Source organism: Dyella sp. 01L423, from assembly GCF_056399945.1.
Map to the genome: position 1 here is coordinate 18,976 of NZ_JBFTSI010000006.1, position 13,148 is coordinate 32,123.

The 13,148-nt window shown below is 64.8% G+C and carries 9 protein-coding genes; 6 read left to right on the plus strand and 3 right to left on the minus strand.

The annotated features are described in order from the left end of the window. Positions 1-51: 51 nt before the first annotated feature. Both AC1DMY_RS16375 and AC1DMY_RS16380 read left to right on the plus strand, forming a co-directional pair. Complete coding sequence (locus AC1DMY_RS16375) at positions 52-810, plus strand: c-type cytochrome (protein WP_477165956.1); 759 nt, start codon at positions 52-54, stop codon at positions 808-810. Next, complete coding sequence (locus tag AC1DMY_RS16380; protein ID WP_477165957.1) at positions 807-2,090, plus strand: c-type cytochrome; 1,284 nt, start codon at positions 807-809, stop codon at positions 2,088-2,090. Before AC1DMY_RS16375 ends, AC1DMY_RS16380 begins: the two co-directional genes overlap by 4 nt. Before the next feature lie 15 nt (positions 2,091-2,105). Here the strand turns inward: AC1DMY_RS16380 and AC1DMY_RS16385 are convergent, their stop codons facing one another. Continuing rightward, positions 2,106-3,086, minus strand: a complete 981-nt coding sequence (locus AC1DMY_RS16385; RefSeq protein WP_477165958.1) for an NAD-dependent epimerase/dehydratase family protein — start codon at positions 3,084-3,086, stop codon at positions 2,106-2,108. Positions 3,087-3,175: 89 nt separating this feature from the next. Here AC1DMY_RS16385 and AC1DMY_RS16390 point away from each other — a divergent pair, with 89 nt between their 5' ends. Then, positions 3,176-4,069, plus strand: coding sequence for a LysR family transcriptional regulator (locus AC1DMY_RS16390; protein ID WP_477165959.1), 894 nt, complete (start codon positions 3,176-3,178; stop codon positions 4,067-4,069). Here the strand turns inward: AC1DMY_RS16390 and AC1DMY_RS16395 are convergent. Further along, a complete protein-coding gene (locus tag AC1DMY_RS16395; protein ID WP_477165960.1) occupies positions 4,066-4,563 on the minus strand; it encodes a mismatch-specific DNA-glycosylase in 498 nt (165 codons plus the stop codon). The genes AC1DMY_RS16390 and AC1DMY_RS16395 overlap by 4 nt on opposite strands. 180 nt (positions 4,564-4,743) lie before the next feature. Between AC1DMY_RS16395 and rng the strand changes: the two genes are divergently transcribed. After that, the gene (rng, locus tag AC1DMY_RS16400; protein ID WP_477165961.1) at positions 4,744-6,231 is read left to right on the plus strand and encodes a ribonuclease G; all 1,488 of its coding nucleotides are present in this window, start codon (positions 4,744-4,746) and stop codon (positions 6,229-6,231) included. Between the two features lie 36 nt (positions 6,232-6,267). Beyond that, positions 6,268-10,176 (plus strand): YhdP family protein, encoded by a 3,909-nt coding sequence (locus AC1DMY_RS16405; protein ID WP_477165962.1) that lies wholly within the window; start codon positions 6,268-6,270, stop codon positions 10,174-10,176. 94 nt (positions 10,177-10,270) lie between these two features. On the opposite strand, the gene AC1DMY_RS16410 is transcribed toward AC1DMY_RS16405, so the two are convergent. Next, positions 10,271-11,476 (minus strand): sterol desaturase family protein, encoded by a 1,206-nt coding sequence (locus AC1DMY_RS16410; RefSeq protein ID WP_477165963.1) that lies wholly within the window; start codon positions 11,474-11,476, stop codon positions 10,271-10,273. A gap of 143 nt (positions 11,477-11,619) precedes the next feature. On the opposite strand from AC1DMY_RS16410, the gene tldD reads away from it, so the two are divergent. Beyond that, positions 11,620-13,059 (plus strand): metalloprotease TldD, encoded by a 1,440-nt coding sequence (gene tldD / locus AC1DMY_RS16415; RefSeq protein ID WP_477165964.1) that lies wholly within the window; start codon positions 11,620-11,622, stop codon positions 13,057-13,059. The last annotated feature ends 89 nt before the right edge of the window (positions 13,060-13,148 follow it).

Below are 13,148 nucleotides of genomic sequence, written 5' to 3' on the forward strand. Positions count from 1 at the left end.
GTTGCGGCGCGGCACGTTCTCGCCGCGCACTCACGCGTAGGTCGGGGAAACATGAAAACCCTTTCAGCGAAGTGGTCGCAGGCCGGGCGCGCATGGGGCGCATGGATCGCGTTGATGTTGCTGATGCACGTTGGCATGGCCCACGCGCAGGACGCGCCGCATCCCGCTATCCCGGACACCCTGCAGCAACGCATTGCCGCATGCACCGCCTGTCACGGCGCGCATGGTGAAGGCACCCCGGAAAGCGGATTTTTTCCGCGCCTGGCGGGTAAGCCCGCCGGCTATCTCGCGCGTCAGCTGAGGGATTTCCAGCTGGGCCTGCGCAAGTACGGTCCGATGGAATACACCGTGCGACAGCTCAGCCCCGAATACATGCACGAGATCGCCGAGTACTTCGCCGCGCAAGAGGTCCCCTACGCGCCTTCGCCGCTGCCCCGTGTCACCGCGCAAGCGCAAGAGCGCGGCGAAACGCTGGTGATGCATGGTGATCCGTCGCGGCAGATTCCCGCTTGCCAGTCTTGCCATGGCAGTCAGCTTACCGGCGTGCAGCCCGACATTCCGGGGCTGGTTGGATTGCCGTACGACTACCTCAGCTCGCAGCTCGGTTCATGGCGCACAAAAACGCGCGCGATGACGGCGCCTGACTGCATGGCGGAAATCGCCAATCGCTTGAGCGACTCGGACATCACCGCTGTGTCGGCGTGGCTGGCCAGCCGTGCACTGCCGGCCGATATGCACGCGCAGGCCCCCGGCACGGTGACACCGCCGCTGCGTTGCGGCGTGCTGGCCGACAAGGGAGATGGCGCATGAAGCGCATAGCGATCATTGTTGTCGTGATACTGCTGCTGGCCGGCGGCTGGTGGTGGTTTCAGCATGAAGCGCAGCCTTCCGTGGCGCCGTCCACCAGCAAGGCTGACGCTGCGAGCTTGAAGGATCCGGCGCTGATCGCGAAGGGCGAATACCTCGCCGTGGTGGGCGATTGCGCGTCCTGCCATACCGCGCAAGGTGGCGAGCGTTATGCAGGCGGGCGCGTGCTGCCTACGCCGTTCGGCAATATTCCCTCGCCCAACATCACGCCCGATCACGCGACTGGATTGGGTGGCTGGAGCTTCGAGGATTTCTGGCAGGCACTGCACAGCGGCAAGGGACGCCAGGGCGAATTTCTGTATCCGGTGTTTTCCTATACCTCGTACACCAAGGTGTCGCGCGACGATGCGCTGGCGATGTTCGCCTATCTGCAATCGTTGGCACCGGTGCATGCGCCCGCGCAACAGCCGTCGCTGGAATTTCCATACAACGTGCGTAGCGGCCTGAAGGCGTGGCGCGCGTTGTACTTTCACGAAGGCGAGTTCCAGCGCGATGCGTCGAAGTCCGATGCGTGGAATCGCGGCGCGTATCTGGTGCAGGGACTCGGCCATTGCAACGAATGCCATGCACCGCGCGATTCGCTGGGTGGGCAGGAAGGCAAGGCGTCGCTGGCCGGCGGACAGATTCCCGCACAAAACTGGTACGCGCCGGACTTGAGCATGCAGGCCAATGGTGGCCTTGCCGGCTGGAGCGAGCAGGACATCGTCGATCTGCTGAAGACAGGGCAGTCAGCGCGCGGCACAGCGTTTGGCCCCATGGCCGACGTGGTGGTGCAGAGCACCCAGCACTTGCAGGATGACGACCTGCGCGCGATCGCCACCTATCTGCAATCGCTACCGCCGCGGGCCGCCACGAAATCCGAGGAACCGCTGTTCGACACGCACGCCATCATGGCGCAGGGCGCCAAGGTGTACGACGCACGTTGCGCGGATTGCCACGGCAAGGACGGCAACGGCGTGGCGGGAATCTATCCGCCGCTCAATGGCAATTCTTCGGTGAATGAGCCGACCGCCATCAATGCGATGCGCGTTGTCCTGCTAGGTGGATTTGCACCGGTGACCAAGGGCAATCCGCGGCCTTATTCGATGCCGCCGTTTGCGCAGCAATTGAGCGATGCCGACGTCGCGGCGGTGGTGACCTACATCCGCAGGTCGTGGAACAATTCGGCCTCGGTGGTGATGGAGCGCGACGTCGGCAAATACCGCCACACGCCGATCGACTGATCGGCGCTGTGCGCGTCATGCTGGCGCGCGTGCATGGCCGGAAGCCTCGCTGATGCAGCCTGCGCCGATGAGTGCAGCGTGCACCGCCTGTTCGAATGGCGTGTAGAGCTCGCCTCCAAGGAACGCCTTGAGCTTGGTGTCATCGAGCTGGACGCGGTCGCGCCACAGATAGCGCATCTTGCAGAGCTCGCGCATGGTTTCGTTGAACGGAGTGGCGAGCCGCGCCAGCCACCAGGGGAAACGCCCGGCCTTGATCGCGTCGTCGCCAGCGGCACGACGCACGGCGTCGAGCATGGCGTGTCCGTCCACCCAGTAGCCGCCGAAATGAAAGCGCTCGAATGGCGCCAGCTCATTCTCGCGATCAAGCAGGCGGACCAAGGCATGAGCGACATCCGGCAGATAAGCCCAGCTGTGGCCCACGCTGTAGTCGCCGGGATAAGCGATGCGTGTGACCGGCTTGCCGGCCTGCAGCAAACCCTGTGCAAACCAGTTGTTGCCGGCGCGCGGGCCAAAGAAGTCGCCACAGCGGAGCACCAGCACGCGGGCGCCCGCCTGCGCGGCGGCTTGCAAGCGGCGCTCCATCTCCACGCGGATCTCGCCCTTGCGGGTTCGCGGATGTTGCGGGGCGCCCTCGCCAAGCAGGGGGAAGGCATCCGGGCCGTAGTTGTAGACGGTACCCGGCAGCACGATGCGGGCGCCGTTCGCCCGGGCGGCGGCGATGGTGTTGTCCAGCATGGGCAGCACGAGTTGGTCCCATGCTTTGTAACCGGGCGGATTCACGGCATGGACGATCACGGCCACGCCGGCCGCCGCATCGAGCACGTCGGTGCGTTGCATGGCGTCGCCGATACGCCAATCGATGGTGTTCGGACCCGCCTGCGGGACCTTGCGGACCAGGGCCCGCACACGCCAGCCACGGCGTAGCAGGGCCGTGCAGGTTTCCTGGCCAATGCCACCGTTGGCGCCGATCACTAGAGCTATACGCTGAGTTTGCATGACAAGTCCTCGTTGGGAGGAATCCAGCTTGCGAGGCTTGCAGCTAAAAGAAAATTGGCGATCGGCGAAGATCTGCTATAAAAATATGCATGGCAAACATGGAACCCGGTTGGGAGCTTTATCGGTCCTTTCTCGCCGTGATGCGGGAAGGCAGCCTGTCGGGCGCCGCCCGCGCGCTGGGCATGACCCAGCCCAGCCTTGGGCGCCATATGCGCGAACTGGAGTCGACCTTGGGGGCGGCGCTGTTTGCCCGTTCGCCGCAAGGCCTGGTGCCCACCGAGCTGGCGCGGGAGCTGGTACCTCATGCGCAGGCCATGGCGTCGGCCTCGGCCGCGCTGCAGCGCACGGCATCGGCTGGCCATGGCGAGGTCAGTGGAACGGTGCGGCTGACCGCGAGCGAGGTCATCGCTACCGAGGTGTTGCCGTCGATGCTGGCGGAGTTCCGTGAACGCCATCCGGGCATCGTGATCGAGCTGGCGCCGTCCAACCAGGCCGCCGACCTGCTGCGGCGCGATGCCGACATCGCCATTCGCATGCACCAACCCACCCAGGATGCGCTGATCGCCCGGCACGTGGGGCGCGTGGAGCTGGGCATGTTCGCGCATAAGCGCTACCTGGATTCGCACGGCTTTCCGCAGATGCTGGCGGAACTGACCGGACATGCGTTGATCGGTTTCGATACCGAAACACCCTATATCCGTCGCCTGCGCCCCCAGGGCATGCCCTATGCGCGGGAACACTTCGCCCTGCGCACAGACAGCGACCTGGCCGCCCTGGCCGCCATTCGTGCGGGATTTGGCATCGGCATCATGCAGGTGAACCTGGCGAAGCGGGATGCGCAGTTGATCCGGTTATTCCCGGCCGAAGTGTCGCTGGCGCTGGAAACCTGGGTGGTGATGCATGAGGACCTGCGTCCCAGCCTGCGCGTGCGTCGCCTGTTCGAACACCTGGCGTCGGCGCTGGCGAGCTATACGCAGGCCTAGCGCGCCCGTACCAGCGCAGCGAGGGCGTGCCACGGGGCAAGATCCCAGTGACCTCTCGCCTGCCCGGACGGGGAGGGCAGCACAAATAGCTGGGTCGGCCCGTAGCGTTCTTCCTGCAGGCCATAGTTGGCCACACGCCCGAGCGCGGCACGTGCCGCCGCCTTGCTGGTGAAAGCCAGCACACGAGGCGCATGCTGTTCGATGCGCTCGCGCAATGCGGCGGCGTCGAAAGCGTCCCGCGGCAGCTCATCGTCATTGCCGATGTGATGCTTGGCCAGATCGGTCAGCCCGATGCCTAGCGCAGGGAGCTGCGGAAACTCCGCCGGCGCAAACAGCCGAGGCGTCAGCGCCACGGCGTGCAGCGCGCGCCAGAACAGGTTGCCCGGATGAGCGTAGTAGGCCGCTTGCTCGGCCGAGCGCCGTCCGGCAGCGGTGCCGCAGAACACCAGGTCCAGGCCGGGACGGAGCAGATCAGGAAGGATCGGATCGGGCATCCGGGTAAGCATAGCCCGCGAATTCATGCGCAGCTAATGGAACACTCATCGGTACATGAAATCCCGTGATTTGCGCGCTGGTTGGCGGCGTGGCGGAGCTCGCGCGGCCTAGCCTGTTTCACGCATCGACAGTGTGCGCATGCAGCCGCTATAAAGATCGCCCATGCATTGGAGTCACCGGTGAGCGAAGAAATCCTGATCAACGTGACCCCTCGCGAGACACGCGTCGGCGTGGTCGAAAACGGCATGTTGCAGGAGGTGCACGTCGAGCGGGCCTCCCGCCGCGGCTATGTGGGCAATGTCTATAAGGGGCGCGTGCAGCGGGTGATGCCCGGGATGCAGGCGGTGTTTGTCGATATCGGACTGGAGCGTGCGGCTTTCCTGCATGCCTCGGATATCGTGCGTCCGCCGGTGCCGGCCGCCGCCGAAGGGGCGGAGGTGGTGACCGGCGGCAACGGTCATACGCCCTCGATCAGCGAGCTGGTGCACGAAGGCCAGGAGATCGTGGTGCAGGTGGTCAAGGACCCGATCGGCACCAAGGGCGCCCGGCTGTCTACCCATCTGTCGATTCCCTCGCGCTATCTGGTGCTGCTGCCGTATGCGCGCACGCTGGGTATCTCGGCGCGGGTCGAGGAAGAAGCGGAGCGCCAGCGCCTCAAGGAAGTCCTGACCTCGCTGATTGGCGAGAACCCGCTGGGCTACATCGTGCGCACCAATGCGGAAGGGCAGACCGCCGAATCGCTGGCCTTCGATGTCACCTACCTGGGCAAGGTATGGCGCGTGGTGCAGGAGAACATCGTCAAGGCCAAGGTGGGTGAGCGTGTCTATGAAGAGCTGTCGCTGCCGCTGCGCAGCCTGCGCGACATGCTCAACGACGATATCGAGAAGGTCCGGGTGGATTCGCGCGAGACCTTCGAGAAGGTCGTCAAATTCGTGCACAAGTTCATGCCGCAACTGGACGACCGCATCGAGCACTATTCGGGCGAACGGCCGATTTTCGACCTGTATGGCGTCGAGGATGAAATCCAGCGCGCGCTGAAAAAGGAAGTGCCGCTCAAGTCCGGCGGCTACCTAATCGTCGACCAGACCGAGGCGATGACCACCATCGACGTGAATACCGGCGGTTACGTCGGTACGCGAAATCTGGAGGAAACCGTTTATCGGACGAATCTGGAAGCGGCGCAGGCCGCCGCACGCCAGCTCCGACTGCGCAACCTGGGTGGCATCATCATCATCGACTTCATCGACATGACCGACGAGGAGCACCGGCGCCAGGTGCTGCGCATGCTCGAAAAGGGACTGTTGCGCGACCACGCCAAGACCACGGTCTACCCCATGTCGGCCCTGGGCCTGGTGGAAATGACGCGCAAGCGCACCACCGAAAGCCTCGAACGCCAGCTGTGCGAGCCGTGTCCAGCCTGCAGTGGGCGCGGCACGCTGAAGACCGCCGAAACCGTGACCTACGAGATCTTCCGCGAGATCACCCGGGCCGTGCGCCAGTTCAACACCGAAAAACTACTGGTGATGGCCAGCCCGAACGTGGTCGGCCGCATCCTGGAGGAAGAGTCCGCCGCGGTGGCCGAATTGGAAGAGTTCATCTCCAAAAGCATACGCTTTCAGGCCGAGGAGCATTATTCGCAGGAACAGTTCGATGTGGTTCTTCTGTAAGACGCGCCGCCCCGCGCTTCGCGTCGCGAGCCAGTCGTGAGCGCACCCTGGTTGAAACGTACCCACTCCTGCGCCCGGGCCGTCGCCTGGGTGGCCGGCGTGGCCGTGATTTCGCTGGCCGTACTGATGGGGCTGGCCCAGTTGCTGCTGCCGCTGCTGGCCAAACACCCGGCGTGGGTGGAGGCGCAGCTGGCCGCAAGGCTGCATCGCCCAGTGACGTTCCAGTCGATGGAAGGTCGCTGGCAGCCCTCCGGTCCGATGTTCGTCATGCGTGGCGTAACCATCGGGTCGGGCGACGGCGGTGCGCCGCTGCAAATTCCCGAAGCTGAGCTCAAGCTCGATCCGGGTGGCTGGCTGCTGCCATCGCGCCATGTGGTGAACCTGCATGCGCGTGGCCTGCAGTTCGACCTCAGCCGAGATAGCGACGGTACGTGGCACGTCAACGGATTTGGCCTGGCGGGCGGTGGCGAGCGGCAGAAGCCGGGCTTCAACCAGTTGTCGATCGGCTTGTCGCTGAGCGATACGCGGCTGGATATCACCGACAATCGCATCAATCGTCATTTCACCTTGCTGGCTGACCAGTTGCGCCTGAGTCGACAGGGCAGCCGCATTCGCGTCGGCGCCTTGTTGCGTCGCGAAGGATCGCCTGGGCAATTGCGCGGCGCCGGTAATTTCAGCGACGACGGTGCGGACGGAAAACTGTGGATCAGCGGCAGCAATCTCGACTTGCACGCCTTGTCCACCGGCATCGATATGGCCGGCTATACGGCCGACAGCGGTAGCGGTTCGTTCGAAAGCTGGCTGGACTGGCGCGACGCGCGCGTGGTGCGCAGCCTCACCCGTTTCCATCTGAGCGATCTGAAACTGGGCAACCCCGATGGCGCCACCGCCAGCGCGGAAGGCCTCGATGGCCTGGCCGAAGTGGCCATCGGCAAGGACAGCTACACCATACGCTGGGCGGCGGATGACGGCGGTATCGCCCTCGCTTCGCTGAAGGGCATGAACTCGGATCAGGCAAGCGTCGATGTCACCGCGCGCAACCTGCAGCTGGCGCCGCTGGTGCCCTGGCTGGCGCTCAAGCCACAGTTGTCGCCGGGGCTGGCGCAGTGGGTGGGTACGGGAAAGCCGCGGGGCCAGATCACGCAGGCGCAGTTCGGCTGGAGTCACGCTGAAGGTTTGCGTGTACTCGACGCCGCGTTCGACAACGTGGCGATCAACCCGGTGGGCAAGTTGCCTGGCATCGACGGTATCCACGGCGAGTTTCGTGGCGATGCGCAGGCGATGGCCGTCTCACTGCCGGCGCAGGCCACGGTGCTGCGCTTTCCGCACACCTTCCGCGAACCGTTCGTGATGTCGAAGCTGGGCGGCGATGTGGCGTTCTGGCGCGATGACGATGCCTTGCATATCGGCACGCAAGCCTTCGATTTCGAAGGCGCGGGTTTCGGCGGCGAAGCGCGAGGCGAAGTGGCGTTGCCCAATGAGGGTGGACGTCCATTCATGGATCTGTATGCCACCATCTCCCATGCCGATATCGTCGCCGCCAAACTGTTCTGGCCGGTGGATTCGATGTCGCCGGCCGCGGTGCAGTGGCTGGACCAGGCATTGGTCGACGGCAAGATGGATCATGCCGATGTGCTGGTGCGCGGCGACCTGAAGGACTGGCCCTTCCACCACAACGAAGGGCGCTTCGAGGGACGTGCCGAGCTCAGCGGGCTGGAGCTCAACTATGGCCGCGACTGGCCGCATGCGCAGAACGTCACGGCCGTCGCCAACTTCATCAACGGCGGGATGTTGGTCGAAGCGAGCGCCGGCGAGTCGCTGGGCAACAAGGTCGAACGCGCGGTGGCGCTCATTCCGGAACTTGGCCACAGCGTGCTCGACCTCAACGTGAGCGGCAACGGCACGGGCGCCAGCATGATGGACTTCGTGCAGCGCAGCCCGATCGGCATCCATCACGCCGATACTTTGTCCAAGCTGCGGCTGGGCGGCAGCGGCGACTTCGATTTCCATCTGTCCTTGCCGGTGGCGGATTCCAGCAACTTCATCCTCGATGGTCGCGCACAATTGAAGGGCGTGGATTTCGATGCGCCGGAGTGGAACCTCAAGCTCGACAAGCTCACCGGCCCGGCGACCTTCGACAAGGCCGGTTTTCACGCCGGTCCGCTTGATACGAGTTTCCGCGGTCAGCCGGCCAAATTGGATCTGGCCATCGCCGGCGCCACCGGGCAACCCAATACGGTGCTATCAGCCAAGCTGGCGGGCCGTTTCAGCATGGCCGAGCTGACGCAGGGCTATAAGCAGCTCGACTGGTTGAACCAGGTCGCAGATGGGCGCAGTGACTTCACCGTCGGCTTCAACATCCTCACGGCGCCGGGCTCAGCCGCGAGCACGCAGCAGTTGAGCGTGGATTCCATGCTCAGTGGCATGACGCTAGATTTCCCCGCGCCGTTGAAGAAGTCGGCGGAGGGCACGCTGCCGTTGCATCTGGATATGAACCTGCCGATGCAGGGCAGTGATGTGCAGCTGAGCGTGGGGCAGGTGGTGCGTGCGCGCATGCGCCTTCCGCAGAACGACAATCAGTCGCTGGCGGCGACGTTCGCCTTCGGTACCAAGGTGCCCGACTCGGTGCCGGAGAAGGGCATCCGCATTCGCGGCCGCCCGGGCAAGCTCGACGTGACCGGCTGGACGCAGTACGCCGCGTCCGGCAGCAGTAGCAACGGCCCGGGCCTGGAAAGCATCGATGTGACGGCCGAGCAGGCGATGGTGTTTGGCCATCCATTTGCCGACATGCATCTGCTCGCCACGTCGCAGCCGGATGGTCTTGTCGTCGATGTCGACAGCGCTGGATTGGCCGGCCGATTCAATATTCCGCTGGCCGATCTCACCCGCCGAGGCGTGACGGCACGTTTGCAGCGCCTGTATTGGCCCAAGGATGTAGTGGCGCCGAAGAAGTCGGCCGGTGGTGCGCCAGATGTTGCCACGGCGCAGAGCGGCTCCGCGCAAGCGGCTGCCGGCGCGACGACGCCGCCACCCAATCCGGCCGTCACCGGCATCACGCCCTCGGCGCTGCCGCCGTTTCACCTCTGGGTGAACGACCTGCGTTTCGGTGATTCCAAACTCGGCGAAGCCAGGCTGGAAACGTGGCCGACCGACAAGGGCATGCATATCGATCAGCTGCGCACCTTGTCGCACGGCGTGCAGATCAATGGTGTCGGCGACTGGAATGGCACGGCGAACGACAGCCGCTCGCACATGCGCTTTGATTTTGCAGCCGAGAACATGGGCGACATGCTCGGCGCCTTCGGCTACGAAGGTCTGCTCGCCGGCGGCAAGGTGCGCTCGCAGCTCGAAGCCACCTGGCCCGGCGCGCCATCGGCGATGGAGCTGGGCAATATGGACGGCAAGCTGAGCATCAACATCACCGACGGCCGCATGCCCGAAGTGACGCCCGGCGTGGCGCGCTTGTTCGGCCTGGTTTCCGTGCTTGAACTGCCGCGTCGCCTGTCGTTCGACTTCGGGGATGTATTCGGCAAGGGACTCGCCTTCGATGCCATCACCGGCGACTTCAAATTGGGCGATGGCAACGCGAGCACCGACAACCTGCAGATACGCAGTCCGGCGGCGGAGATCTCCATCACTGGACGCACCGGTTTGCGTGCCAAGGATTACGACCTGCAGGTGCTCGCCATACCCCACGCTGGCAACAGCTTGCCGGTGGTCGGCGCGTTTGTGGGCGGGCCTATCGGCATTGCGGCGGGCTTCGTGGCGCAGGGGCTGCTGGGGCACGGCATCAATCGCTTTGCCAGTGCGCGCTACAAGGTCACTGGCAGTTGGGATAAGCCAACGATCACCTTGATTGAGAAGAAGGATGTGCCTGTGCCGCCCGCGTTGGCGGCGCCGGGCACGGCCACGTCGCCGGCGCCGGCGACCAGCAGCGCGCGTTGAATCAGGATTTCATTGTGGGAGCGCACCCTGTGCGCGACAGCCGGATCGATAGCAAAGCCGTCGCGCACAGGGTGCGCTCCCACAGGTGTCGCTCTTACGCCGAGGGTTCTCGCGGCTTCGTGCTCCCGCGAAACGGAAACAGCTGCTGGCGCACGAAGCCTTCGGGCATGTAGTCACCGACCACGCCGTAGCTCTCCGGAAACTTCTTGGTCGACTTCACCGCCGTCCCGAACAGGTAATCAAGGAAGGCGTAGTGCGCGGCGTAGTTCTTGTCGATCGCTTCGTCGTCGGAGGCGTGGTGCCAGTGATGGAAGTCCGGCGTGACGATCACGTATTTGAGCGGGCCCCACGGCAGATGCACGTTCGCGTGATTGAACACTGCCTGGAAGCCGACCACGATGATGTACGCATTCATCACACCCTCGCTGAAACCAAGGATGTAGAGCGGCGCCAGCACGGCGACGCGCGTAACGATCAGCTCCAGCATGTGCTGGCGCGAACCGGCGAGCCAATCCATCGTTTTCACCGAATGATGCACGGCATGGAAACGCCACAGGAACGGCACCTCGTGATACGCGCGATGCGTCCAGTACTGCGCCAGGTCGGCCACCAGGATGCACACCAGCAGCTGCGGCACGAACGGCGTGTGCTGCACGAACTGCTGGAAGTCGCTGCGCACCAGCCAGCCGAACAGGTGATGCAGCAGAAAGTTCACCACCAGCAGGGCCAGGCCCACGATGAAATGATTCACCGCGAAGTGCTTCAGATCGGTCTGCCATTCCTTGCGGAACAGCATCTGGCCCTTGTACAGCGGAAACAGCTTCTCGATCACCACGAATACCAGGGTGGAACCGAGCAGGTCGAGGATGAACCAGTCCAGCCCGATGTACGGGGTGTGGTCGGGAAAGTCGCCTACCGGCACACGCGAGCCGCCTAGTGCGGTCGCGGCGATCACCAGGGCGAACGCCACCATGCTGAGCCGGCGAGCACGGCCCAGGATGATGTTGGCCAGCGACATGCCGCCGGCCACCAGCAGGGCGGCCAGCAGCAGCTGGCGCAGCACGTCGACGGAATACTGGTGGCGCAAGTCCGGCGTGGTCAGGTACTGGGGAAAGTGGAAGGCCAGCACCGCCAGCAGGCTCAGGAAGCCCAGCGACAGCGCGATGATGCTGCTCACCATGCCCTGGCCCGGCGTGAGCGCGCCGTCCTTGTGCAGCAGCTCGCGGGTCTCTTCGATGGGTGCCTTGATGGTGCGGTCGATGACCTTGTGGGCCAGCGGCTGCCGGGGTGTGTCGCTCATACGTGTTCCTTCACATGCGCGTCATAGTTGGATGGCGCCATCGTAACCGTTGGCCCAGCCCGGCTCTATCAGAGGAGGCTTTAAACGCCCGGCGAGTGGCCCCAACTTGCTAAAGTCCCCCTTTTGCAAACGGCACCGACTTCATGGATTCCCTGATCGCGCAGGCAGAACGCCGCCTGCTGTCGCCGGGCGGCCTGGCCGCCACCGACCTAGACCGCGTCTTCAACCAGTTGATGGGTCCCTCCATCGACGCCGCCGACCTGTATTTCCAGCATTCGCGCAGCGAGTCCTGGGTGCTGGAGGAGGGCATCGTGAAGGATGGCAGCCACTCCATCGAGCAGGGTGTGGGCGTGCGTGCGATCAGCGGCGAAAAGACCGGCTTCGCCTACTCCGACGAGATCGTGCTGCCGCAGCTGCTGGAGGCCTCCAAGGCCGCCCGTGCGATTGCCCAGGGCGGCAACGGCGCCGGCAAGCCGCTGGCGCTCAACGGCGCCCGCCAGCTGTATCCGGCGATCGACCCGGTCGAAAGCCTGCCCAATCCCGACAAGATCGCCCTCCTGCGCGAAGTGGACGCCTATGCGCGCTCCCGCGACCCTCGCGTAAAGCAGGTCATCGTCAGCCTGTCCGCCACCATGGACACGGTGCTGATCGCCGCCTCCGACGGCACCCTGGCCGCCGACGTGCGCCCGCTGGTGCGCATGAATGTCACCGTGATCGCCGAGCAGAACGGCCGCCGCGAGCAGGGCAGTTCGGGTGGTGGTGGCCGCTATGGCTATCGCGAGCTGATCGAAAACGGCCGCGCCATGGGCTTCGCCGATGAAGCCGTGCGAGGGGCGCTGGTCAATCTGGAGGCCGTCGACGCGCCCGCCGGCAGCATGCCGGTGGTGCTGGGTCCCGGCTGGCCGGGCGTGCTGCTGCACGAAGCGATCGGACACGGCCTGGAAGGTGACTTCAACCGCAAGGGCAGCTCGGCGTTCGCCGGCCGTATTGGCCAGCGCGTCGCCGCACCGGGCGTCACCGTGGTGGATGACGGCACGCTCACCGGCCGCCGCGGCTCGCTCAGCGTGGACGACGAAGGCACCGCCACCGAATGCACCACGCTCATCGAGGACGGCATCCTCAAGGGCTACATGCAGGACAAGCTCAACGCACGCCTGATGGGCATGGCGCCCACCGGCAACGGCCGCCGCGAGTCGTTCGCGCAGCTGCCGATGCCGCGCATGACCAACACCTACATGCTCGCCGGCCAGCACGATCCGCAGGAGATCATCCGCTCGGTGAAAAAGGGCTTGTACGCCGTGAATTTCGGCGGCGGCCAGGTGGACATCACCAACGGCAAGTTCGTGTTCTCCGCCAGCGAGGCCTACCTGATCGAGGACGGCAAGATCACGCGTCCCGTGAAGGGCGCCACCCTGATCGGCTCCGGCCCCGACGTGCTCAACCGCGTGTCGATGATCGGCAACGACCTCGCGCTGGATGAAGGCGTCGGCGTATGCGGCAAGGATGGCCAGAGCGTGCCCGTGGGCGTGGGCCAGCCGACGCTGAAAGTCGATGCGATGACCGTGGGCGGCACGGCGTCCTGACGCCGCTGCAAAATCTGCCTGCCGCCAGCCTGCGGCTATATCGATAGAACAAAAGCTCATTTCGCTTTGACGAGCCGCAGCCGGACAGT

Excerpts from the sequence above, each read along its gene's own strand:
- AC1DMY_RS16385 (WP_477165958.1), bottom strand. The coding sequence starts at position 3,086 with ATGCAAACTCAGCGTATAGCTCTAGTGATCGGCGCCAACGGTGGCATT.
- tldD (WP_477165964.1), top strand. The coding sequence starts at position 11,620 with ATGGATTCCCTGATCGCGCAGGCAGAACGCCGCCTGCTGTCGCCGGGC.
- AC1DMY_RS16395 (WP_477165960.1), bottom strand. The coding sequence starts at position 4,563 with ATGCCCGATCCGATCCTTCCTGATCTGCTCCGTCCCGGCCTGGACCTG.
- AC1DMY_RS16410 (WP_477165963.1), bottom strand. The coding sequence starts at position 11,476 with ATGAGCGACACACCCCGGCAGCCGCTGGCCCACAAGGTCATCGACCGC.
- AC1DMY_RS16380 (WP_477165957.1), top strand. The coding sequence starts at position 807 with ATGAAGCGCATAGCGATCATTGTTGTCGTGATACTGCTGCTGGCCGGC.
- AC1DMY_RS16390 (WP_477165959.1), top strand. The coding sequence starts at position 3,176 with ATGGCAAACATGGAACCCGGTTGGGAGCTTTATCGGTCCTTTCTCGCC.
- AC1DMY_RS16375 (WP_477165956.1), top strand. The coding sequence starts at position 52 with ATGAAAACCCTTTCAGCGAAGTGGTCGCAGGCCGGGCGCGCATGGGGC.